Raw genomic sequence first — 23,380 nt, 5'->3', positions numbered from 1 at the left:
CCGCCGAAGTGTCGTCACGCCACAATGTTCCGCATGAGCCAGCCCCGCCCCACGAGCCAGCCCCACCCCACGAGCCCCTCGGCGGACGGCGTCACCGGCCCCGACCTCGCCTCCCTGGCGGGTCTGCTCGCCGACCGCACCCGCGCGTCGATGTGCCTGGCCCTGCTCGACGGGCGCGCCTGGACCGCGACCGAGCTGGCCCGGCATGCGGGGGTAGCGCCTTCGACGGCGACCGGCCACCTGCATCAACTGGTCGCGGGCGGGCTCCTGTCGCAGGAGCGGCAGGGACGGCACCGGTATCTGCGCCTGGCGGGCTCGTCCACGGCGGAGATGATCGAGAGTCTGGCCTCGCACGCCCCGCTGCGTCCGGTGCCGGTCCGCTCGCTGGCCGACGCACACCGCCGCCGCGCACTGTCCTACGCCCGGAGCTGCTACGACCACCTGGCGGGCAACGTCGCGGTCGCGATCACCGACGCCATGACCGAACGGTCGCTGCTGACCTGGGACTACGGGCCTTCACTGAGCGAGTCGGGCAAGGCGTGGCTGCGTGATCTCGGCATCGACGACCACCGCCCCCGTGGCTCCCGCCGCGCCCACGTCCGCACCTGCCTGGACTGGACGGAACGGCGCCAGCACCTGGCCGGGGCGGTGGGCGCCGCGTTCTTCCAGCACGCACTCGACGCCGGCTGGCTCGTCCGCAGAGGCACGACCCGCGTGATCACCGTGACGGACGAGGGGCACGCGGTGCTACGGGAACAGCTGGGCATTCCCGGCGCCCTCGGTCATGAGGGGCATGAGGGGCATGAGGGGCATGAGGGTGCCGCCGACGAGGCCTGTGCGAGCAGCCCGTCGACGAACGCGCGGAGCCCCTGGGGGTAGATGTCCCGTGCGGCAAGCGCGGCCCATCGGACGCCGATGGCGGCCAGGTGGGGCACCTGGGACGGGTCCAGGTCGTCGCGGTAGGCGAAGGTCTTGCCGACGGCGGTCCGGCGGGCGGAGTGGGCGCGGACGAGCACTTCGCCGACGGTGTAGTACCAGAGTCCGCGGAAGACGTCGACGCTCTGCTCGGGTGTGCATCCGTGGTCGGCGGCTCCGGCCACGATGGCTTCGACCATCCACATCGCCGATTCGTCCAGGAGGCCGACGAAACCGTCGGCCGACAGGACCTCCGCGGCCCATGGCCAGGCCGCGAGCGCGTTGTGCAGCGCCGTGGTGGCCACGAGGATGCGCTCCCTTGGTTCGCTGGGCAGTTGGGGGCGCTCGACCTGGGCGACGTGGTGATTGAGCAGCAGGAGCAGTAGATCGTCCTTGCTCTGGATGTGGTGGTACAGGGTAGTCGCGCCGATGCCGAGCTCGGCGGCGAGCCGCCGGATCGTCAGCTTCTCCCAGCCGTCCCGGTCGATCAGCCCGCGGGCCGCCGTCAGGATCTGCGCACGGGACGTCACGGGCGGCCGGCCGGTGCGGCCGTGGGGTGCGGGGGATCGTGCCATCGCCCCATCATGCCGCCCCGCGCTCCAACGCCTCGATACGGGTGTTCACAGCCTGCCTGTCTCGGTGCTACTTTCGGAACATGTTCCGAAAGTTGAGAGGCAGCGCGGGCGAAGGTGGGCGACGATGAGCGGAATGGCAGGGCTGCTGCGCCCGCACGCCCGAAGTTTCGCCGCCGTGGTGATCCTTCAGGTGATCGGCGCCGTCGCGGGTCTGGCGCCACTGTTGGCGGTCGTCGAACTGGGGCGCACCCTGCTGACGCCCGGCACGACCGACCGCGGTCATGTCTGGATGGCCGTCATCTCGGGCGCGGCCGGGTTGTTCGTCCGGTTGCTGTTCACGGCCGCGTCCTCCGGGATCGGGCATGTAGTGGACGGCCAGGTGCAGTTGACGTTCCGCCGCCAACTCGCCGCCCACCTCGGACGCGTACCGATCGGCTGGTTCTCCCGGCGCAGGACCGGCGAACTGGCCAAGGTGGTGGGGGAGGACGTCGGAGCCGTCCATCCGTTCATCGCCCACACGCCCGGAGAGCTCGTCTCCGCGTTCGTGGTGCCGCTGGTGTCGCTGATCTACCTCTTCACCATCGACTGGCGGCTCACCCTGATCACCCTGATACCGGTATTGCTCGCGGTGGCGCTGGTCCCTCTGATGATGACGCCGACCCGGCTGCGCGAGCAGGAGGAGTTCGACGCGGCCATGGGGCGGATCTCCAGTTCCGTCGTCGAGTTCGTGCAGGGCATCTCGGTGGTCAAGACGTTCGGTGGGTCCGGGCGTGCCCACCGCACGTTCCTCACCGCCACCGACGATTTCGTCAGCACCTTCAACCGCTGGGTGCACGGCATCTCCCGGATCGCCGCCGGGATGCAACTGGTGCTCTCACCGCCGTTCGTCCTGCTCGTCGTCCTGATCGGCGCTGCGGCCCTGATCACCGACGGCTCCCTGGCCCCGGCCGACCTGCTGCCCTTCCTGCTGCTCGGCCTCGGCCTGACCGCCCCGGTGGCGGCGCTCGGCCACGGCTTCGACGAGATGCAGGCCGCCCGGCGCGCCGTCGGCCGTATCCGGGACGTGCTGGAGGTACAGCCGCTCCCAGAGCCCGCGCATCCCGCCGCCCCGCGAGGGCACCGGGTGGAACTGCGCGACGTCCGGTTCGGATACGAGGCCGATCACGAGGTGCTGCGGGGGATCGACCTGGTGCTCGAGCCGGGGACGGTCACCGCCGTCGTCGGGCCGTCGGGCAGCGGAAAGTCCACGCTGGTCCAGCTGTTGCCGCGGTTCTTCGACCCCGCCCACGGCTCGGTCGCCATCGGCGGTGTGGATCTGCGCGAACTCGGCAGCCACGACCTCTACCGCCTGGTCTCCTTCGTCTTCCAGGACGTACGCCTGCTGCGCGCCTCCGTCGCCGACAACATCGCGCTCGCCGTGCCGCACGCCGACCACGAGGACGTGGTCCGCGCCGCCCGTCTTGCGAACATCCACGACCGGATACTCGAACTGCCCCGCGGATACGAGTCCGTGATCGGTCAGGACGCCGGGCTCTCGGGCGGCGAGGCGCAGCGGATCTCCCTCGCACGCGCTCTCCTCGCCGACACGCCCGTACTGGTGCTCGACGAGGCGACCGCCTTCGCCGACCCCCAGACCGAGCAGGCGGTGCGTGAGGCACTGGCGACAGTGGGAGGAGAGCGGACCCTTCTGGTCATCGCGCACCGCCTGGAGACGATCACGGACGCCGACACCGTCGTGATGCTGGCCGACGGGTCGGTCGTCGAGCGCGGCACGCCCGCCCAACTACTGGCACAGGGCCGGCAGTTCGCCGCGTTCTGGCAATCCCACCGATCAGTACCGGCCGACGAGGCCGAAGCCCGCAGTGGCGTGGCGCAAGGAGACGAGCCCCGATGATCAGCCTGCTCCTGCGCGTCCTCGGGCGCGAGTACGCACCGCCCGTGCGACGCACCGTGGCCCTGATGACCGTGACCGCGATCGCGGAAGGACTGTCCTACGCACTCCTCGTACCCGTGCTGCGGGCCCTGTTCGGCCCCGCGCCCGACGACGCCTGGCCCTGGCTGACCGCGTTCGGGGCCGCGATCGCGCTCTACGCGATCCTGCGCTACCTCAGCGACCTGTCCGGCTTCCACGTCGGGACCACGCTCCTGCGCGGCATGTACCACCGGCTCGGCGATCATCTGGCCCGGCTGCCCATCGGCTGGTACGAAGCGGGCCGCCTCGGGGAGGTGTCCGTCCTGGCGGGCCGCGGTGTCCTGCAGGCCATGAGCGTGATCGCGCATCTCCTTGCCCCGTTCATCTCCGCGAGCGTGACGCCCTTGACGATCGTCGCCGTGATGACGGCCTTCAACTGGCAGCTGGGCCTCGCCGCGCTGGCCGCCGTACCGGTCGTGGCAGCCATCCAGATCTGGACGGCACGCTCGACGGCCGCGGGAGACGCGGAACGCGCCGCACGTGACGAAGAGGCCACCGGGCGGGTCATCGAGTACCTCCAGGTCCAGCCGGTGCTGCGGGCCGGTGGCCGCACGGCCGAGCGCTTCCGGCTGCTCGACGACTCGCTCCAGGAGGTCGAGCGGGCATCGCGCCGCTCCACGCTGTCGGCGCTGCCCGGCGCGGTCGGCCTGACGCTCACGGTGCAGGCGATGTTCACCGGGCTGCTCGTCCTTGGCGCCTACCTCGCCCTCGACGGCGACACCGGGGTGGCGGAGATTCTCACGATCCTGGTCCTGGCCGCACGCTGCGCGGACCCTCTCCTCTCGCTGTCGGACATCGGGGGCAGGCTCCGCGGCGCACGGTCCGTGCTGGTGAAACTCGACGCGGTCCTGCGCGCCGAACCGCTGCCGGAACCCGCTGAGCCCGTCCAACCGGTGGGCCACGGCCTGGAGTTCGAGTCCGTCACCTTCCGCCACGGGGAACGCACAGTCTTCGACGAGGCGTCGCTGTCCGTGCCCCAGGGCCGACGGCTCGCCGTCGTCGGACCCTCGGGAGCGGGCAAGAGCACCTTGCTGCAACTGCTCGCGCGGTTCTACGACGTGGACGCGGGCGCGGTACGCGTGGGAGGCGTGGACGTGCGCGCCATCGACACGGAGGTGCTGATGTCGCGGATCGCCATCGTCTTCCAGAACGTGTACCTCTTCGACGGCACGATCGAGGAGAACATCCGCGTCGGCCGTCCCGACGCCGACGACTCCGAGGTACGGGCCGCCGCCACCGCGGCACGCCTGGACGAGGTGATCGAGCGGCTGCCCGGCGGGTGGGCGGCACATGTCGGCGAGGGCGGCGCGCTGCTGTCGGGCGGGGAACGCCAACGGGTGTCGATCGCACGGGCACTCCTGAAGAACGCGCCCATCGTGCTCCTCGACGAGGTGACCTCCGCTCTGGACCCGGTGAACGAGGCCGCGGTGCAGGAGGGCATCGAGCGCCTCATGGCGGGCCGGACGGTCGTCATGGTCGCGCACCGCATGCGGACCGTCCGACGCGCCGATCACGTCGTCTTCCTGGACGGCGGCCGGATCGTGGAGGAAGGCGGTCACGACGAACTCCTGGGCCGCGGCGGCCGGTACGCCGATTTCTGGAACATCTCTCTGACACCGGCGGCGAATGATTGAGTCGGCATGCCATGAACGAGCGCTCAGGAGGCCCCGGTTGCTCCGCCCGCACCTGACGGCCGCCACGATGCTCAGAGTGTCCGCCGAGGGGGCCGCGACCGCCCTGGTACTCACCGTCCAGGCGCGCACGGGGAACGCGGCGAGCGCCGGATTCGTACAGACCGCGATGACGCTGCCGTACGTGCTGAGCGGTCCGGTCATCGGGCACGCCCTCGACCGGACCGGCCGGCCGCGCCGACTCGTGGTCGCCCTGGCGTGCGGGTATGCCGTCGCGATCACCCTGCTCATGCTGTCGGCGGGGCGATCGCCGCTGGTGCTCGTGCTGATGGTGGCCGCCGTGGTCGGCTGCGTCGAGCCGGTCGTGGTGGCGCTCACCAGTCTGCTGCCGAGGTTCGTACCTGCCGAACGCCTCTCGCGGGCGTACGGCCTTGAGGCGTCGAGCTACAACATCGCGGCCATCGCGGGGCCGGGCCTCGCCGCGCTGGTCGCCGCCCTCCTGGGCGGAGCGCACACCGGGATCGTGACCGTGGCCACCGCCGCGCTCGGTCTTCTCGTCCTTCCCCTGATGCGGATACCGCCCCCGGAGGTCCGGCCGGAGCGCACGCGGACGGGCGTCAAGCAGGTCGTGGCGGGCGGGCTCTCGGTCCTCGGGGCCAACCGGGTGCTGCGGGCCCTGACCGTGTCGACGATGTTCGCCTGGTTCGGATACGGCGGGTTCGCGGTGGCGGCGGTCCTGCTCGGCCAGGACATCGGTGCGGGCCCCGCGGCGGGCGGACAACTCCTTGCCTGTTTCGCGCTCGGCTCCCTCGTGGGCGCGCTCGCCTCGTCGCGGTGGCTGACGCCCACCCGCTCCGAACGGGCCGTGATCGCAGGGCTGTTGGGGTTCGGCACGGCCGTTGCCGCGCTGGCGCTCGTGCCGTCGCTGCCCTGGGCGTGGGCCGCCTGCGTGGCGGCGGGCCTGGCCGAGGGGCCGCTCTTCGCCGCGACGCTCATGCTCCGCCAGCGCGAGTCGCCCCCGGACCGGCTCGGCCAGGTCAACACCACCGGCGGCAGCCTGAAGATCGGCGCGTCGGCGGGTGGCGCTGCCCTGACCGGGGTGTTCGCGGGACGGCTCGGCGCGGACGGGCTGATGCTGGGCATCGCCGCGTTCCAGTTCGCCGGAGCTGCGATGTGGCTGTGGCTCAGCGGCGGTCCTCCCTCGACGGTGTCCAGTCCGTCAGGTAAGCGGCGCGTGTAGCGGACTCGGCCTGGGCACGGGTGAGTTGGGGACGGTTCTCCGGGACCGTGACGACCGCGCCAGGTCCCGTGTTCCGGTGCTCGGCGAACCGCTGGGCCTGCCAGGGGTGGGCGTCGCGCATGTTCGCGTACGGGGCCACCGCGTCGATGCCGTGCCCCAAGTGGGTGTCGCGCACCGTCAGCATGGGGCGGGCCGTCGTGTCGGAGCTGGGGACCCAGGGGCGGGCCAGCTTGTAGTACGCGTCCGGGGCGCCGCTCGTGACCCGGCTGCGGGTGACGAGATAGCCGCGCGGGTTGGCGACGGCGGTGGACGGCGCGAAGACGAAGCCGTACGGCGCCGCCGCCAGGTCGCTGCGGGTGAGCGTGTGGAAGCGGCAGTGCTCGAAGACGGCGGTGGCCCGGCCGAAGACGAAGTCGACGTCCCCCTCCACGTAGCAGTCGCGGAAGTACTGGCGGGCGAAGACACTCAGGTCCGCGGTGTCGGCGTACAGGGTGTCCTGGTGGCCCAGGAACCGGCAGCGGAAGAAAGCCGAGCGGTCACCCATGACCTTGAGCGCGACGGCCTGGGTCCCGGTGTAGTCCGGGTGGTCGGCGCGCAGCCAGTCGTTGGCGAAGGTGATCGCATGGGCGGTGAAACCGGCGGCGCGCACGGTCGTGGTGGCCGAACCGCTGGTTCCGTAGGTGCCGGACCCGTCGGGCTTCGGGGTGCCCGCCGCGTTGTCGTACACGATGACCGTGTCGCGCGGGTCACCGCTCGCGCCGACGAGGGTGAGCCCGGCACTCGTCCCGGGCACGGTGACCGTCTCTCGGTACGTGCCCGGAGCGAGGACCAGTGTCCAGCCTGGGCCGGAGGCGGCATTCACGGCGGCCTGCACGGTGGTGTGGTCGCCGCCGCCCGCCGGGTCGACGTACAGGGTCCGACGGGTGGGGCGGTGCCCGGCGGCGCGAGCGGCCGACGTACGGCCGATGGCCAGGGCGGCCCCGGCGCCCGCACCCGTCACGAGCAACGTACGCCTGCTGACGGAGAATTGGAGGGGGCCAGGGGAGTGGTGCGAGGGCATGGCTGCTCCTTCGGGGCTCAGCGACGCTTGCCCGCGCCCGCGTGACGCGCGAGCAGGCCCGGCAGTGCGCGCGGGTCGTCCACCCGCGTCCTGAGGGTCGGTGTCCAGCCCGCGCCCGACTGGAGGGTCTCCTCCGGCATCTCCGCGTTGTGGACGGCGATGAGATCGACACGCTTGCCGTTGACGTAGTTGGCGTCGGCGGTGACCGGCGCTTCCTTCCACTTCTTGAGGATCTTCGCCGCGCTGACCCCGGCCGGGAGCGTGAACGCGTTCTTCTGGGCGACCAGTTGGGACTCCTGGCCGATGCCGAAGGAGTACTGATAGCCGTCCGCCGGGACCACGTAGTGGTTGTTGTAGGCGTCGACCTGCCCGAAGCGGACGCGCGGCGCCCGCTCGACGATGTCCCGGAAGACGTTGTGGTGCAGGGTGACCCGCAGCTTGCCTCGGTCCGTGCCGCCCGCGCTGTCGCTGTTGCCGATCATCAGGGTCTTGTCGTGGTCGGCGAACACATTCCAGGATGCGGTGACCAGGTCCGCGCCGCGCACGACGTCCAGCTCGCCGTCGTGTTGCTGGTACAGCTCGCCGTAGTAGGACGGCAGCGAACTGTCGGGGTGCTCGCCGTCGGTGAACGTGTTGTGGTCGATCCACACATGCGTCGAGCCGTGGACGACCATGCTGTCGTACTCGGAGTTCCAGGCGCCCCTGTCCCCGTCCGTGGGATCCCACTGCGGGAAGCAGTCCAGCGGGCTCTCCAGGGTCAGGTTGCGGACGACGACGTCGTCCACGCCCTGGATCTGGAGGCTGCCGCCGACGATCCCGGGGTTCCTGCCGACGCCCACGATGGTCGTGTCGGCCGGGACGTACGCCTTGATGGCCGCGCCCTGCCGTGTCGCCGACGCCGCCCGCAGGTCCTCCTGCGCGCCGCTGACCGGCGTGTCACGTCCCCATACGGCGGGGTCGTAGTCGGCGAGGTAGCGGTCGAAGTCGTAGCCCTCGGCCTCGAACGCGGCGCAGCCGGCGGCCGTGGCGTTCAGCGTGCCCTTGACCTTGATGACGCGGGGAGCGCCGGCGTCGTCCGCGAGCGCGGCCCGCAGCTCCTCCCAGGTGGTGACCGTGTAGGTGTGTGCGGCGTCGGCCCCGGCGCCGCCGCTGGTCCCGCCGTCGGCGGATGCCCAGCCGTCGCGGGGCGGCAGCACGTCGTGCTGGGCGCCGGTGGCCGAAGCCGGGGCGGCCGTGACCGCCACGGCCAGCGCTGTGCACCCCGCGAGCAGGGTGAGGGATCTGCGGACAGCCATGCGCGGCGCCCTCATCGGTCTCGTCGTCTTCATCGTCACGGTCCTTCCGGCCAGGTGATCCAGGATTCGGGTATCGCGTCGTCGAGCCGGTGCACCTCCCGCGGCGCGAGCACCCGGCAGTGCAGCAGCTCGGCGGCCACCAGACGTGCCACGGCGATCGCGCCCGGCGGATTGAAGTGCGTGTTGTCCTGCTCGGTGGCGGTCCAGTTGAAGTACGCCTTGGTCTCCTCGACGCCGAGCTTCTGCCACAGGGCGAGCGACAGGTCCTGGACGTCGAGCAGCGGGATGTCCTCGGCCTCGGCGAGCGCGCGCATCGCCGCCGGATACTCGCCGTGGGTGGGCAGTGCGGTGCCGTCCGCTCCGAACTTCCTGCGCTCCACGGCGGTCGCGAGCACGGGCCGCGCGCCACGGGACCGCGCCCCGTCGACGTACTGCTTCAGATAGTCCTGGTACGTCGACCAGGGCTCGGTGTAGCGCGTCGGGTCGGCGCTCTTCTCGTCGTTGTGCGCGAACTGGATGACGAGGCGGTCGCCGGGCCTGATCGTCTCCAGGATGACGGCGAGACGGCCCTCGTCGACGAAGCTCTTCGAACTCCGGCCGTTCATCGCGTGGTTGGCGACCCTCACACGGCCGCTGAGGAAGAAGGGAAGGGCCATGCCCCAGCCGGTCTCCGGCGCCGCGTCCGTGTACTTCTGCGCGGCGGTGGAGTCCCCGGCGATGTAGAGCGTGTTCGCGGGAGCGGCCTTCCTCGAGTGGCTGAAGGCCCCCGGGGCCGCGGCCGCCGCGAGCGGAAGGCTCGCGAGGGCCGCGACCGCACGGCGTCGGCCGACGCCGTGCGCGGGGCGCGCTGTCACTTGTTCTGTTCGTTCCACTCGGCCTGAGCCTTGTTGAGCTGCTCGGCGAGGGTGTCGAGGAAGTCCTTCGCGGACATCTTGCCGAGCAGGACCTTCTGGTAGTTCGGCTCGTTGTCGGCCTTGCTGATGGTGTTCCAGTCGGGCAGGTAGTACGGCAGCTGGACGACCTTCAGGGAGCCGTCGTTGAGCGCGGCGGCGGCCAGCTTCGTGGGCTCGGCCTCGTTCACCCAGGCGTCCTTGGAGGCCGCGGTGTTGGCGGGGATGGCGCCCGCCGACTTGTTCCACTTGCTGTTGGACTCGTGCGAGGCCGCGAACTCGATGAACTCCCAGGCCGCGGCCTTCTTCTTGCTGGACTTGAACAGGCCGAGCCCGTCGACCGGGTTGGAGACCTGGACGCGGATGCCCGCGTCGGTCGTCGGGTTGGGCAGGCCGCGGAACTTGCCCTCACCGAGCGCCTTCACATGGTCCGTGTAGGAGCCGAGGTTGTGGCTGAGCATGCCGATCTGGCCCGTGTCCCACTGGGCGTTCATCTTCTTGAAGTCGTTGTTGACGTCGGCCGCGGGGGTGTTGTTCTTGTAGAGCGCGACGTACTTCTCCAACGCCTCCACGTTCTCCGGGTCGTTGACGGTGGTCTTCTCGCCGTCCCAGAACGATCCGATGCCGGACTGGCCGTAGGCCGCGTCGAGCGCCTGCGCGATGGAACCCTCGCCGCCGCGAATGGTGTACCCGAACTTGTTCGCGTCCTTGTCGGTGAGCTTCTCCGCCGCCTTGTAGAACTTGCCCCAGGTGGTGGGCGCCTCAAGTCCAGCGGCCTTGAACAGGTCAGTGCGGTAGTACAGCACGCCGTTGCTCGCGGACGTCGGCACCGTGAACAGCCGGTTGCCGCCGCCCGCGGCCCGGACGCTGTCGATCATGCCCGGGTTCAGCTTGCCCTCAAGGGAGCTCTCGCTCAGCCGGTTGTCCAACGGCTCGAGAGCGTCCTGCGCGGAGATCCCGGCGAGCATCGCTGCGCCGACACCGCCGACGTCCGGAAGACCGCCGCCCTGGATGGCGGTGTCGTACTTGGACTGGACGCTCTCGGCGGGAATCGGCACGTACTTGACGTTGATGTCCGGGTTCTTCGCCTCGAAGTCCTTGATGATCTCCTTCCAGACGTCGGTACGGACACCGCCGTTGTTGTCCCAGAAGGTGATCTCGCCCTTCCCGGACCCCTCCTTGCCCTTGTCCCCGCCGGCCCCGCTGCCGTCGTCACCACAGGCGGTGGCGGTCAGCGCGAGCGAGGCGGCGATGGCGATGGCGGCTACCGTGCGACGGCTTCTGCCTCTTGGGGTGTTGATGGTCATGCCTCAGCTCTCTTCTTTGAGGGTGATGCGGAAGTGCGTGAACAGGGCCGTCCCGGCCCCGTTCCGGCCCGAGGGGGCGGCGGCGAACAGGCCGATGAGCGCGCCCACCCACCGCCACGGCGTCGCGGCGAAGACCTGGCCCGAGGGGCGGAAGCCGTCGCCGGTGTCGGCGGAGAAGCGGCAGCGGGCGCCGTCCGTGATGTCGATCCGCAGCCGCGCCGTGCCGTCGGGCGCTCGGCGCGGGTGCTCGGCGTCGCGCTCGCGCTCGGCGACGGACTCGGCGAACCGGTGGACGAGGCGGACCGTCCCGTCACCGTCGCGTTCGAGGCCGATCCAGCTGAAGGCGTCACCGAGCACGGTGAGCCCGGCCCTGGCGTCGGCCGCCGTGCTGTCGAGTCGCAGGCCGACCTCGACGGTGCACGGCGCGAGCGGAAGGCGCTGGGTCAGGACGTGCGGCAGGCGACGCAGGTCGTGGGCGTCCGTGGACCGGACGCAGGTCAGCCGCAGACCGTCCGCCGCGTGCAAAGTCGCCCAGCCGTCAAGGGGGTTGGCGGACCACTGCCACTGGCGGCCGTGACGTCCGCCGGGGAAGTCGTCGTCGGTGGCGGGCGCGGACGCGGGCTGCGGGGGCAGGTCGGGCTTCTTGTGTACGGCGACGGGGGCGCCGTCGTCCCCGATCACCGGCCAGCCGTCCGTGCGCCAGCGCAGCGGCTGGAGGTGGACCACCCGGCCGTACGCGCCGCGCTGCTGGAAGTGCAGGAACCAGTCTTCGCCGGACGGGGTGCGCACCCAGCCGCCCTGGTGCGGGCCGTTGATGTCGGTGCCGCCCTGCTCCAGGACGATCCGCTCCTCGTAGGGGCCGTGGAAGGTCCGTGAACGGAAGGCGCCCTGCCAGCCTGTCTCCACCCCGCCGGCCGGGGCGAGGATCCAGAACCAGCCGTCGTGGCGGTACAGCTTGGGCCCCTCCAGCGTGAACCAGCCGGGCAGCTGGTCGGCGTCGACCAACACCCGCCCCTCGTCGAGGAGTTCACGTCCGTCCAGGCTCATGCGGTGACCGGTGAGCCGGTTCTTGACGCCGGAGCGCGACTTGGCCCACGCGTGCACGAGATACGCCTCGCCGCGCTCCTCGTCCCACAGCGGGCAGGCGTCGATGAGCCCCTTGCCCGCCTTGAGGAGGTGCGGGGCGCTCCAAGGTCCGCGGATGTCGGGGGAGTTGATCTGGAAGACGCCGTGGTCGGGGTCGCCCCAGAAGATCCAGAACCGCCCCTCGTGGTGCCGGATCGACGGCGCCCACACCCCGCAGTCGTGCCGCGGCGCGGCGAACGACTCCTCGGGTTCCAGGCGCTCCAGGGCGTGCCCGATCAGGGTCCAGTTCACCAGGTCGCGGGAGTGCAGCAGCGGCAGGCCAGGGGCGCGCCCGAAGCTGGACGCGGTGAGATAGAAGTCGTCGCCGACCCGGACGATGTCGGGGTCCGACCAGTCGGCGGCGAGGACGGGGTTCCGATAGGTCCCGTCACCGAGGTCGCCCGTCCTGACCGCCCCCGTCGTGTTCACGCGGTCACCGCCTTGCGTACGAGCCCCGCGGCCTCGGCCCGGCTCGGGCGGCCGTCGGAGACGACGGTGACGACACGGCGTACGACGGTCTCGCCGGGGCCGATCGGCAGGCGCCGCGCGTGCGCGAGCGAGGAACCGACGCCCGGATATTCCGCGGTCCGCACGAACCACGGGTCGCGCCGCGTCTCCGGCGTCGCCCCGGCGAAGACGAGCGTCCAGCCATGGCCCGCGAGGGCCAGCCAGTCGGCGGTGGTCCCATGGACGGCCGCCTCGCCGTCGGCGTCCGCGGTGAACACCTCGGGGGCCCGCGCCTCCTTGGGCGCACGCCAGAAGAAGCCTCCGTAGGCGGCGCCGGGGCGGCCGTTGGTGGCGGGGCTGCCGATCGAGATCTCCGCGGCGGCCGGGTTGGTGAGGGAGAACGTGAAGTCGAGGGCCCACGCGGACGTGGTGAGGGGGGTGACGGCGACGGTGCGCCGCTCGCGCAGCAGCTCGCACTCCCCGTCGAGCCAGCCGATCTCCTCGACGAACCCGTCGGGGTCGCGCAGCTTGAACTCCAGGTGGCGCTGTTCACCGTGGTTGTCGAGCTCGGTCGGCCCCTGGTCGCGTACGTAGGTGCGCCCGCCCCAGAAGTTGCGCCCAGCCGCGTCGGGCACGGCGACGCCCACGCCGAGGTGGTGCGGGTGGTCGGCCGGGCCGTACTCGGTGACGGGGAGGCCGCCGAAGGTGCGGACGGGATGGAGGTAGGGGCGGGGCGCGAGCCGCGGGCCTGCCGAGGGGTGGATGACGTAGCGGCCGACGGGGCGGCCCGAGCAGCGCAGCATGAGCGCGGTGTCGGTCGCGGTTCTGTTCATGGCGTTCTCACCTCGGTGGGGTGTCGGCGGTGGGATGGAGAGACGGCTGGCTCGGGAGGGCGCCCGGTAAGGGGCGCGGGGAACTGCGCGATCAGCCCCCACCGGACCGCGGGTCTGGCACCGCACTGCCGACGCGGTGCTCGGGTGCGGGGGCCGGAGTCTCGGGGTGCCGAGCGGCCGGGGCCCCGTACGGCAGCGCCCAGAACGCGCCGAGTTCCGCGTAGCCGCACAGCGTGTCGGCGCTCGCCGCGACGAGCCCGTCGATGCCGTGCACGACCCGGCGCCGCACGCCTTCGTGCTCGCCGGGCACGGAATGCCACGCCTCGACCGGCAGGGGGAGCGGATCGGGCGCCGTGCGGACCGCCTCGACGACCTTCATGAAGGCGCCCGTCGACGCCGGCGGAACCAGCAGTTCGGCATGGCCCGCGAGATGCCCGACGAGGTTCTCGAGGAGGTCCGTCCGCCCGTGAAGGACCTCCTCGGGCCCGTGCCCGGCGCGCTGCACGAGCACCCGGTCCTGCTTGTACCAGAACGTGATGCGGCCCCGGGTGCCGTGGACGATGACGTACGGCTCGTCGGGGCGCTCGGCGCAGAGGGTCGCCGCGACACCGAGGCGGCCGCCGCGCGCGGTGGTGATCCCCACGAACGAGGTGTCGTCGGACTCGATGGCGTTGGCGCGGAACAGCTCCGTGTCCACCCGCGCGATGTCATCGGCCCGCGTGGAGCCGTCCACCGCCAGGGCGGTGGCGACGGCGTGGGCGAGGGGGTTGGTCAGCACCCCGTCCACGACGTCCACGCCGTCCAGGCGGCGCCGCCCCGCCCAGGGCGCGCGCCGGTAGTACGCCTCGTCCCGCGCCCAGGCCCCCGCCGCGCCGACGCCCATCGGCTCCCCGATGGCCCCATCGGCGACCAGGGCGCGGATGGCGGGTACGGCGTGCGAGCCGAGCGACTGGAACCCGACCTGGCAGGCCACGCCCCCGGCGGCCACCGCGTCGGTGATCCGCCGGAACTCGGCGTACGAAGGGGCGGGCGGCTTCTCCAGGAGCAGATGCACGCCTCGCGCGGCGGCGGCCACGGCCAGGTCGGCGTGGCTGGGGATGGGCGTACAGATGACGGCGACGGCGGCTCCGGTCGCGTCGAGCAGCCCGGCGAAGTCCGCGGACTGCGCGGGCTCGCCGAGGCCTTCGAGCTCGGCGCCGGTCAGCGGTTCGAGCTCACAGATCCCCACGAGCCGTACGAGACCGGCGTGTTGGAGGCGCCGAATGTTCTCCAGATGCCACCTGCCGTGCCCCCGCGCACCGGCGAGGACCAGCGGCAGCGGGGTGCGGGGCGCGTGCGGGCCAGGGCCGGGGCTCATCCCTTCACCGCCCCGGCGCTGAACCCCGTGACCAGCCACTTCTGGATGAAGGCGAAGACGATCACGACGGGCAGGGCCGCGATGACGCCCCCCGCCGCGAGCGCGCCGAGGTCGACGCTGTCGGCGCCCATCAGGGTGGCGAGGCCGACCGGGATCGTCTGCTTGTCCTGGTTGGAGAGGAACATCAGGGCGAACAGGAAGTGGTTCCAGCTGTGCACGAACGCGAAGGAGCCGACCGCGATCAGACCGGGCCGCAGCAGAGGAAGCACGACGGCGCAAAAGGCGCGGAAGCGTCCGCAGCCGTCGACCCAGGCGGCCTCCTCCAGGGAGTACGGCACGTTCTTGATGAACCCGCTGATCAGGATCATCGAGAGCGGCAGCTGGAAGACGGTCTCGGCGATGATGACGCTGCCGAGCGAGTTGATCATCTGCAGGTTGGCGAAGATCTGGAAGAGCGGCACCAGCATCAGCGCGCCGGGGATGAACTGCGAGCACAGCAGCGCCAGCATGAAGCCGCGCTTGATCTTGAAGTCGAAGCGGGCGAGCGCGTAGCCGCCGGCGAGGGCGACGAGCGTCGTCATCAGCATCGAAAGGGCGCCGACGATGAGGCTGTTCTGGAAGAAGAGCGCGAAGCTGCGCTCGGTCCACACCTTGTCGAAGTGCTCGAAGGTGATCGGCCAGGGGAGCAGCGAGGTCGAGCCCGCCGGGCGGATCGCGAAGAGCAGCATCCAGTAGAACGGGATGATGGTGAAGAGGAGGTAGAGGCCGAGCGGCAGGTAGATCTGCCAGCGGGGGGCCTCGTCCCAGGGGCGCCGCTTCGGTGTGCGCGGGCCACCGGCGCGGATGTCGGCGGGTGCGGTGGTGTCCGCCATGGCGGCTTCCCTGTCCAGGTGCTGAGTGGTGGTCACTTGTCCTGGCCTCCGAACTTGCTCAGCCGCAGATAGACCATCGAGCAGAAGAGGAGGATCACGAACGCGATGGAGGTCAGCGCTGAGGCGTAGCCGAAGTCGTGCGAGTCGACGGCGATGGACGCGATGCGCAGCGGCAGGGTCGTCGTCTCGCCCGCGGGTCCGCCGCCGGTGAGGGTGTAGAGGAGGTCGACGTTGTTGAACTCCCAGACCGCGCGAAGGAGCGTGGAGAGGATGATCGCGTCCTTCAGGTGCGGCAGCGTGATGTGGAAGAACTGCCGGAAGCGGCTCGCGCCGTCCACCTCCGCCGCCTCGTACAGATCCTTCGAGACGGACTGCAGATCGGCGAGGATGAGGATGGCGAAGAAGGGGACGCCGCGCCAGAGTTCGGCGACGACGACGGCCGGGAAGACGGTGCTGGTGTCCGAGAGCCACGACGTTCCGTACGAGCCGATGCCCATGTCCGCGAGGTAACGGGTGATGCCCGTCTGGGAGTTGAAGATCAGCAGCCAGATCGTCGAGGTGAGCACGCCGGAGACGGCCCACGGAGAGAAGACCAGGGCGCGGGCCATCGCGCGGCCGATGAAGGTCTGGTTGACGATCAGCGCGAGCCCGAGGCCGAGGAGCAGCTGCAGGACGACCTCGACGGCCACCCACTGCAGGCTGAAGCCGAGCGTCTGCCAGAACTGCGGGTCCTCGGTGAACGCGGTGACGAAGTTGTCGAAGCCCGCGAAGCCGTCGCGCCAGGGCTTGGTGGGGTTGTAGTGACGCAGGCTGTAGTAGAAGACGCTGATGACCGGGTAGGCGATGAAGCCGATCATCAGGAGCCCGGCCGGCGCGATCAGCAGATAGGGGAGGCGGCGCGGAGTCGCTCCCGTTCGGCGCCGCCGCCCACCCGGGGTGCGGCGCCGGGGCGGTGGCTGCGGTGGCGCTTTCGCCACAGCTGAGGCCATGTCTGCTTCTCCGTTCTGAGGGGCGGCACACAGTCGGCGAGATGAAGCGCTTCGCAGACGTTGTTCGAAATCTCGTGCAAATGGCAGAGCTGGAAGAGCTGGGAGAGGGAAGGGGCTCAGCCCGCGTACGGGTCGGGGACCTCGCCCTCGCGGGCCAGGAACGCGAAGTCGCAGCCGGTGTCGGCCTGGGTGATCTGCTCGTTGTAAAGCGCGCCGTAGCCGCGTCCGTAACGCACGGGCGGCGGCGTCCACGCGGCCCGCCGAAGCGCCAACTCCTCCTCGGAGACACCGAGATGGAGTGAGCGCGCCTCGACGTCCAGGGTGATCGGGTCTCCCGTACGGACGAGGGCGAGCGGCCCGCCCACGTGCGACTCGGGCGCGATGTGCAGCACGCACGCGCCGTACGACGTGCCGCTCATCCGTGCGTCGGAGATGCGCACCATGTCGCGCACCCCCTGCTTGAGCAGGTGGTCGGGGATCGGGAGCATGCCGTACTCGGGCATGCCGGGCCCTCCCTTGGGGCCCGAGCCGCGCAGCACGAGGACGTGGTCGGCGGTGATGCCGAGCTCCGGGTCGTTGATGGTCCGCTGCATCTGCCGGTAGTCGTCGAAGACGACCGCGGGGCCGGTGTGCCGCAGCAGGTGCGGCTCGGCGGCGATGTGCTTGATGACGGCGCCGTCCGGGCAGAGGTTGCCGCGCAGGACCGCCACGCCGCCCTCGTCGGCCAGCGGCTTGTCGCGAGGCCGGATGACTTCGGGATTGTGCACGGTGGCGCCCGCGAGCTGCTCGCGCAGCGTGTCGTGGGCGACGGTGGGCCGGTCCAGATGGAGCACATCGGTCAACTGGGCCAGGAACGCCGGGAGTCCGCCCGCGAAGTGGAAGTCCTCCATGAGGTACTGCCCGCCGGGGCGCAGGTTGGCGAGCACCGGCACGGTCCGCGCGATCCGGTCGAAGTCGTCGAGCGTGAGCCGTACGCCGCTGCGGCCCGCCATGGCGATCAGGTGGATCACGGCGTTGGTGGAGCCGCCGAGCGCGAGGACAGTGGAGACAGCGTCCTCGTACGCCTCCGGCGTCAGGAGCGCGGACAACTTAAGGTCCTGGCGGACGAGTTCGACGATCCGCATCCCGGACGCGGCCGCCATCCGGTCGTGCCCGGAGTCCACCGCGGGGATGGAGGAGGCGCCGGGCATCGTCACGCCGAGCGCCTCGGCCGCGGCCGTCAGCGTGGAGGCGGTGCCCATGGTCATGCAGTGGCCGGGGGAGCGGGCCAACCCGCTCTCCAGCTCGGCCAGTTCGCAGTCGCCGATGAGGCCGGCACGCTTGTCGTCCCAGTACTTCCACATGTCGGTGCCGGAACCGAGCACCTCGTTGCGCCAGTGCCCGGGAAGCATGGGCCCGGCGGGCACGAAGACGGCAGGAAGGTCGGCGCTCGCGGCGCCCATGAGCAGGGCGGGCGTCGTCTTGTCGCAACCGCCCATCAGCACGGCGCCGTCGACCGGATAGGACCGCAGCAGCTCCTCGGTCTCCATGGCGAGGAGGTTGCGGTAGAGCATCGGGGTCGGCTTCTGGAACGTCTCCGAGAGCGTGGAGACGGGGAATTCGAGGGGGAAGCCGCCCGCCTGCCACACCCCGCGCTTGACAGCCTGGGCACGGTCGCGCAGATGGACGTGACAGGGGTTGATGTCGGACCAGGTGTTGAGGACCGCGATGACGGGCTTGCCCAGATGCTCCTCGGGCAGATACCCGAGCTGCCGGGTGCGCGCCCGGTGGCTGAAGGACCGAAGCCCGTCCGTGCCGTACCACTGGTGGCTGCGCAGCTCCTCCGGCCTCATACCGACCACGCCTTCACAAGCGCCGCTATCTCGTCGCGCCGCTCGACGGGCAGGACCCGGCTCGGCGGGCGTACCTCGCGGCGGCAGAGACCGAGCGCGGCCAGGGCCTCCTTGACGACGGTGACGTTGTCCGCGGACTGGTCGGCGGCCCGCAGCTCCTCGAAGCGCCGGATCCGCTCCCAGACGTCCATGGCCGCCGGATAGTCGCCTGCCCGCAGGGCCTGAAGCATGCCGAGCGACACCTCGGGCGCCACGTTGACCAGGCCCGATGTGAAGCCGGTGGCGCCGACGGCCCAGTAGGCGGGCGCGTACAGCTCGGCGAGCCCCGCCACCCACACGAAGCGGCCGAGCCCCGCGTCCCGAGCGAACGCGGCGAAGGCGGCGGCATCCGGCGTGGCGTACTTCGCGCCGATCACGTTGGGGCACAACGCACCCAGATCCGCCAGGCGTCGACCGTCAAGCCGGGGATTGCGGATGTACGGGACGACGCCCAGCTCGGGCACGGCGTCGGCGACGGCACGGTGGTAGTCGACCCAGCCGTCCTGGGACACGTACGGATGCACCGGCTGATGGACCATCACCATGTGTGCGCCGGTGTCCCGCGCGTGCCGGGCGGCGGAGATCGCGGTCGGCAGGTCATGGCCGACACCGACGAGGACGAAGGCGCCGCTGCGGGCCGCCTCCTCCATGGTCAACTCGGTGACCAGGCGCCGCTCCTCGGGGTCGAGCGCGTAGAACTCGCCGGTGTTGCCGTTCGGGGTGAGGGTGCGCACGCCGCCGTCGGTCAGACGCCGGACCAGGGCGCGGTAGGCGTCCCGGTCCACGGTGCCGTCCTCGGCGAACGGCGTCACGGGGATCGCGACGACATCGGCGAGGGCCGAACGCAGCTCATCGAAACGGGGGTCGTGGTGGCTGGTTCCGGTCATGAAAGCTCCCCCTCCGGGAACGCCCGCCGCACGAACGAGGCGATGTGGTCGTGGAGTCCGCGCGCCGCCGCGTCGGCTTCCCCCGCGAGGGCGAGCCGCAGGATCTCCCGGTGCTCGGCGGCCTCCCGCTCCCAGGAGGGCAGGGTCGCCCAGGCGACGGCGGAGACCAAGGCCGCCTGGTCCCGTACCTCGTCGAGCATCCGGGACAGCAGTGGGTTGCCGCACGGGACGTAGAGCGCGCGGTGGAACTCCCGGTTGGCCAGGGAGCGTTCGGCCGCGTCCGCCGCGGTGTCCGCCCGTTCCAGGGCTTCGCGCGCCTCCTCCAGGAGGGCGCCGCTGCGGACGGTGCGCCGCAGGGCCTCCGGTTCGAGCAGCAGCCGTACGTCGTAGACCTCCTGCGCCATGGCCGCGTCCACCGTGCGCACGGTGGCGCCCTTGTACTGGCTCATGACGACGAGACCGGTCCCGGCGAGTGTCTTCAACGCTTCCCGTACGGGCGTCTTGGAGACCGCGAACTGGGCGGCAAGATCGGTCTCGACGAGGGGCTGGCCGGGCGCCAACTGCCCGGTGAGGATGCGGTGCTTGACCGCCTCGAGCACGTACTGCGTGCGCGAGGGGATGGGGTGGGGCGCAAAGTTCATCGATGCTCTCAGTCGTCGTGCAGCCGTCGTGCGGTCGTCGCGTGCAGCCGTCGTGCAGTCATCGCGTATCGCGTCTCATATATGACGTACGAAGTACGACGCGATGAAGCTAAGGCGCCCGTCGCCCCGCGTCAATGTTTCGTGCAGGAAAGGCCGTTGAGTTGCTCGAAGCGCTTCGACCGTTCCTGTGCGAACCGTTGACGTACTCACCCCAACTCCCTACCTTGTCCCGGCAAGCGCTTTCCTAAAACGATTCAATCGCGTACTGACAGGTACCGCACGTACTGACGGAGGACGAACTGTGCCGACGCATGGGGAAGTTGACAGGCGCGGCCTGTTGAAGCTGGCCGGCGGCTCGCTGGCGGCCCTCGGGCTCACCGCGGCGGGCTGCGGCGGCGGAAGCGGGTCGGGGGACGGAACCGTCACCATCCGGTACGCGTGGTGGGGCTCCGACGACCGCGCCAAGCGGATCAACCGGACCATCGAGCTCTTCGAGAAGAAGCACCCGAAGATCAAGGTGAAGACGGACTTCCAGCCCTACCTCGACTTCTGGAAGAAGTTCAACACCCAGGCGTCCGGCGGGAATCCGCCCGACGTCTTCCAGAACGCGATCGGCTTCCTGCGCAAGTACGACCAACGCAACGTACTGCTCGACCTGAACGCACAGGCCGAGGCGGGCAACCTGCGCATGGACGGCTTCCGCGCGGGCCTGGAGAAGTTCGGCGAGGTCGACGGCAAGCTGCTCGGCGTACCCGTGGGCAGCAACTCCATGGCCCTGGTCATCGACAAGCCCGTCTTCGAGAAGGCCGGGGTCACCCCGAAGATGGGCTGGACCTGGGACGACTTCCACGCCGCGATGGAGAAGATCCGCAAGCAGGGCAGGTCCGGGGACAGCGGCCTCTACGGCGTCATGTACCTCTACGACCCCTACCTGCGCCAGCAGGGCAAGGCCTTCTTCACCGAGGACGGCCTCGGCTTCGACGAGGCCGACCTCAAGGAGTGGTGGACCAAGGGGTACGCCGGAGTGAAGTCGGGGATCTACGCCGACCCGAAGAAAGTCGCCCAGATCAAGCCCAAGTCGGCCGTGGCCGCCGAGATCGCCGCGTCCGAGTTCACCTGGGACAACTTCACCGTCCGCTACACCGCCGAGGGCAAGAGCGAGTACGGCCTCGCGCCCATCCCGACCACCGACGGCAAGAAGACGGGGCAGTACCTCGGCTCGCTGATGCTCAGCGGCTCCAAGCGCACCCAGCACCCCAAGGAAGTCGCGCAGTTCATCGACTTCATGGTGCACGACCCCGAGGTCGCCAAGATCATGGGCTACGACCGCGGGGTGCCCACCACGACCGCGCAGTACGAGGCGTACAGGCCCGCCGAGGAGAAGGACAAGGTGATCGCCGCGGTCAACAAGGAGATCGCCGCGTACGAGGAGCAACTGGTCGACGCCGATGTCCTGGAGACCATCACACCGCACCCGGCGGGCGCCGACGTCTGCGAGGCGGCGTTCCTGCGCATCGCCGAGGAACTGGCCCTGGGGGAGCGGTCGGTGGACGAAGCGGTGAAGCAGTTCTTCACCGAGTGCAAGACCGCGCTCGGTTCCTGATGGGCGGCACGATGGCGCCCCTCCAGGCCTCCGCCGCCCCGCCCGCCCCCGAGAAGCCGAAGCCGCCGCGCGGTGCCCGCCTCCCCGCGGCCGCGCGGCGGCGACGGCGGGGCGAGAACATCGCCGGGCTCCTCTTCATGTCGCCGTGGCTCGCGGGATTCCTGCTCCTCACGGCAGGACCCATGGTCGCCTCGCTCTACTTCGCGTTCACCGACTACAACCTGTTCGACGCCCCCAAGTGGATCGGCCTCGACAACTTCACCGAGATGTTCGGCGACCCGCGCTGGCGCAAGTCGGTGGAGGTGACGCTCTGGTACGTCGTCGTCGGCACCCCGCTCAAGCTGGCGGCGGCCCTCGGCGTGGCGCTGCTGCTCAACCAGAAGCGGCGCGGGCAGGCCTTCTACCGGGCCGCGTTCTACGCGCCGTCCCTGATCGGCGCCAGCGTCTCGATCGCCGTCGTCTGGAAGGCGATCTTCTCGGACGACGCCATCGTCGACCGTACGCAGCGGGCGATCTTCGGCATGGACGTCGGCGGCTGGACCGGTGACCCGCAGTGGATCATCTACAGCCTGATCGCGCTCACCGTCTGGCAGTTCGGCGCGCCGATGGTCATCTTCCTGGCCGGTCTGAAGCAGGTGCCGCGCGAACTGTACGAGGCGGCGGAGGTGGACGGCGCGGGCGCCTTGCGGCGGTTCTGGAACATCACGCTGCCGATGATCTCTCCGGTGCTCTTCTTCAACGTCCTCCTGGAGACCATCCACTCCTTCCAGATCTTCGCGTCGGCGTACATCGTCGGCGGCGGCGCGGGCGGCAACGCCTGTGGCCCGGCGGACGGTTCGCTCGTCTACACCTGCTATCTCTACGTCCAGGGCTTCGAGAACAGCCGGATGGGCCTCGCCTCCGCCATGGCCTGGATGCTGCTGCTCGCGGTGGCCCTCGTGACGGCGGTCCTGTTCTGGTCCCAGAAGCGCTGGGTGCACTACGAGGAGGGCTCCCGATGACCGCACCGAGCGCACTGTCCGGCCGCCGCCGTCGCGGCGCCGGTTCGCTGGCCTGGCACATCGGGTCCCTGGTGGTCCTCGCCGTGGTCCTCTATCCCGTGATCTGGGCGATCGGCGGCTCGTTCAAGCCGAACGACGAGATCGTCGGAAGCCTCGACCTGTTCCCGACCGACCCCATCGTCGCGAACTACTCCGGTCTCGCCGACGGCATCGCCGACATCTCCATCTCCACCTTCTTCTCCAACTCCCTCTTCCTGGCGCTCGGTTCGGTGGTGGGTGTGCTCTTCTCCTGCTCACTCGCGGGTTACGCCTTCGCGCGGATCAGGTTCGCCGGGCGGAACGTGTTCTTCGCGCTGATGATCGGCACCCTGCTGCTCCCGTATCACGTGCTCCTGATCCCGCAGTACGTGCTGTTCCAGAAGATGGGCCTGATCAACACCTATACGCCGTTGCTGCTCGGCAAGTACCTGGCGGTCGACGCCTTCTTCGTCTTCCTGATGGTGCAGTTCATGCGGAACCTGCCCAGGGAACTGGACGAGGCGGCACGGCTCGACGGCTGCGGGCACCTGCGGATCTACTGGTCGATCGTGCTGCCGCTGTGCAGGCCCGCCCTGATCACCAGCGCGATCTTCACCTTCATCAACTCCTGGAACGACTTCATGGGGCCGCTGATCTATCTCAACGATCCCTCGAAGTACACCGTCTCGCTGGGCCTGAAGATGTTCGTCGACCAGGAGGGCGTCGCCAACTACGGCGGAATGATCGCCATGTCCCTCATCGCGCTGCTGCCCGTCCTCGCGTTCTTCCTGGCCTTCCAGCGGTATCTGATCGACGGTATGGCCACGTCGGGTCTGAAGGGCTGAGCGCGG

20 protein-coding genes are annotated in these 23,380 nt (G+C 70.5%); 7 read left to right on the top strand and 13 right to left on the bottom strand.

All coding sequences use genetic code 11. The annotated features are described in order from the left end of the window. Window positions 1-33: 33 nt before the first annotated feature. Window positions 34-879 (top strand): ArsR/SmtB family transcription factor, encoded by an 846-nt coding sequence (locus tag E5671_RS08945; RefSeq protein WP_160503306.1) that lies wholly within the window; start codon window positions 34-36, stop codon window positions 877-879. Here the strand turns inward: E5671_RS08945 and E5671_RS08940 are convergent. After that, window positions 783-1,490 (bottom strand): TetR/AcrR family transcriptional regulator, encoded by a 708-nt coding sequence (locus E5671_RS08940; protein ID WP_160503305.1) that lies wholly within the window; start codon window positions 1,488-1,490, stop codon window positions 783-785. The genes E5671_RS08945 and E5671_RS08940 overlap by 97 nt on opposite strands. 124 nt (window positions 1,491-1,614) lie before the next feature. Here E5671_RS08940 and E5671_RS08935 point away from each other — a divergent pair, with 124 nt between their 5' ends. The 3 genes from E5671_RS08935 (at window position 1,615) to E5671_RS08925 (ending at window position 6,333) form a co-directional block, all read left to right on the top strand. Further along, the gene (locus tag E5671_RS08935; RefSeq protein WP_443032586.1) at window positions 1,615-3,384 is read left to right on the top strand and encodes an ABC transporter ATP-binding protein; all 1,770 of its coding nucleotides are present in this window, start codon (window positions 1,615-1,617) and stop codon (window positions 3,382-3,384) included. Beyond that, entirely contained in the window at window positions 3,381-5,096 is a 1,716-nt protein-coding gene (locus E5671_RS08930) for an ABC transporter ATP-binding protein (RefSeq protein WP_160503304.1), read from the top strand. Before E5671_RS08935 ends, E5671_RS08930 begins: the two co-directional genes overlap by 4 nt. A gap of 76 nt (window positions 5,097-5,172) precedes the next feature. After that, window positions 5,173-6,333, top strand: coding sequence for an MFS transporter (locus E5671_RS08925; RefSeq protein WP_160503303.1), 1,161 nt, complete (start codon window positions 5,173-5,175; stop codon window positions 6,331-6,333). On the opposite strand, the gene E5671_RS08920 is transcribed toward E5671_RS08925, so the two are convergent. The 12 genes from E5671_RS08920 to E5671_RS08865 all read right to left on the bottom strand — a co-directional run bounded on the left by E5671_RS08920 (window position 6,278) and on the right by E5671_RS08865 (window position 19,907). Continuing rightward, window positions 6,278-7,393 (bottom strand): pectinesterase family protein, encoded by a 1,116-nt coding sequence (locus tag E5671_RS08920; protein ID WP_160503302.1) that lies wholly within the window; start codon window positions 7,391-7,393, stop codon window positions 6,278-6,280. The two genes, E5671_RS08925 and E5671_RS08920, sit on opposite strands and share 56 nt — an antisense overlap. Before the next feature lie 17 nt (window positions 7,394-7,410). Then, window positions 7,411-8,688 (bottom strand): pectate lyase family protein, encoded by a 1,278-nt coding sequence (locus E5671_RS08915; RefSeq protein ID WP_160503301.1) that lies wholly within the window; start codon window positions 8,686-8,688, stop codon window positions 7,411-7,413. A 35-nt stretch (window positions 8,689-8,723) separates the two neighbouring features. Further along, complete coding sequence (locus E5671_RS08910) at window positions 8,724-9,542, bottom strand: GDSL-type esterase/lipase family protein (RefSeq protein WP_160503300.1); 819 nt, start codon at window positions 9,540-9,542, stop codon at window positions 8,724-8,726. Next, on the bottom strand, window positions 9,539-10,885 hold the full coding sequence (locus tag E5671_RS08905; RefSeq protein WP_160503299.1) for an ABC transporter substrate-binding protein: 1,347 nt from the start codon (window positions 10,883-10,885) through the stop codon (window positions 9,539-9,541). Before E5671_RS08905 ends, E5671_RS08910 begins: the two co-directional genes overlap by 4 nt. 3 nt (window positions 10,886-10,888) lie before the next feature. Beyond that, window positions 10,889-12,439, bottom strand: a complete 1,551-nt coding sequence (locus E5671_RS08900; protein WP_160503298.1) for a family 43 glycosylhydrolase — start codon at window positions 12,437-12,439, stop codon at window positions 10,889-10,891. Next, window positions 12,436-13,290, bottom strand: coding sequence for a PmoA family protein (locus tag E5671_RS46145; RefSeq protein WP_160503297.1), 855 nt, complete (start codon window positions 13,288-13,290; stop codon window positions 12,436-12,438). The genes E5671_RS08900 and E5671_RS46145 overlap by 4 nt, the downstream gene beginning before the upstream one ends. A 91-nt stretch (window positions 13,291-13,381) precedes the next feature. After that, window positions 13,382-14,647, bottom strand: coding sequence for a Gfo/Idh/MocA family protein (locus E5671_RS08890; protein WP_160503296.1), 1,266 nt, complete (start codon window positions 14,645-14,647; stop codon window positions 13,382-13,384). Beyond that, on the bottom strand, window positions 14,644-15,519 hold the full coding sequence (locus E5671_RS08885) for a carbohydrate ABC transporter permease (protein WP_160510072.1): 876 nt from the start codon (window positions 15,517-15,519) through the stop codon (window positions 14,644-14,646). Before E5671_RS08885 ends, E5671_RS08890 begins: the two co-directional genes overlap by 4 nt. A gap of 32 nt (window positions 15,520-15,551) precedes the next feature. Further along, on the bottom strand, window positions 15,552-16,508 hold the full coding sequence (locus E5671_RS08880) for a carbohydrate ABC transporter permease (protein ID WP_160503295.1): 957 nt from the start codon (window positions 16,506-16,508) through the stop codon (window positions 15,552-15,554). Window positions 16,509-16,624: 116 nt separating this feature from the next. Beyond that, on the bottom strand, window positions 16,625-18,340 hold the full coding sequence (araD, locus tag E5671_RS08875; RefSeq protein WP_160503294.1) for an L-arabinonate dehydratase: 1,716 nt from the start codon (window positions 18,338-18,340) through the stop codon (window positions 16,625-16,627). Next, the gene (locus E5671_RS08870) at window positions 18,337-19,266 is read right to left on the bottom strand and encodes a dihydrodipicolinate synthase family protein (protein ID WP_160503293.1); all 930 of its coding nucleotides are present in this window, start codon (window positions 19,264-19,266) and stop codon (window positions 18,337-18,339) included. Before E5671_RS08870 ends, araD begins: the two co-directional genes overlap by 4 nt. Then, window positions 19,263-19,907 carry a GntR family transcriptional regulator gene (locus tag E5671_RS08865; RefSeq protein WP_160503292.1) on the bottom strand — a complete coding sequence of 215 codons (645 nt, stop codon included), beginning with the start codon at window positions 19,905-19,907 and terminating at the stop codon, window positions 19,263-19,265. The genes E5671_RS08870 and E5671_RS08865 overlap by 4 nt, the downstream gene beginning before the upstream one ends. Window positions 19,908-20,208: 301 nt before the next feature. Here E5671_RS08865 and E5671_RS08860 point away from each other — a divergent pair, with 301 nt between their 5' ends. From E5671_RS08860 to E5671_RS08850, 3 genes are read left to right on the top strand one after another with little or no spacing between them, the layout of a single operon-like run. Further along, window positions 20,209-21,510 carry an extracellular solute-binding protein gene (locus E5671_RS08860; protein ID WP_160503291.1) on the top strand — a complete coding sequence of 434 codons (1,302 nt, stop codon included), beginning with the start codon at window positions 20,209-20,211 and terminating at the stop codon, window positions 21,508-21,510. Beyond that, entirely contained in the window at window positions 21,510-22,511 is a 1,002-nt protein-coding gene (locus tag E5671_RS08855; RefSeq protein WP_443032781.1) for a carbohydrate ABC transporter permease, read from the top strand. Before E5671_RS08860 ends, E5671_RS08855 begins: the two co-directional genes overlap by 1 nt. Next, window positions 22,508-23,374 (top strand): carbohydrate ABC transporter permease, encoded by an 867-nt coding sequence (locus tag E5671_RS08850; RefSeq protein WP_160503290.1) that lies wholly within the window; start codon window positions 22,508-22,510, stop codon window positions 23,372-23,374. Before E5671_RS08855 ends, E5671_RS08850 begins: the two co-directional genes overlap by 4 nt. Window positions 23,375-23,380 lie beyond the last annotated feature (6 nt).

The organism is Streptomyces sp. BA2 (assembly GCF_009769735.1).
GTDB lineage: Bacteria > Actinomycetota > Actinomycetes > Streptomycetales > Streptomycetaceae > Streptomyces.
The sequence above is the reverse complement of the archived record's forward strand: the minus strand, read 5'-3'. Positions and strand labels throughout refer to the sequence as shown.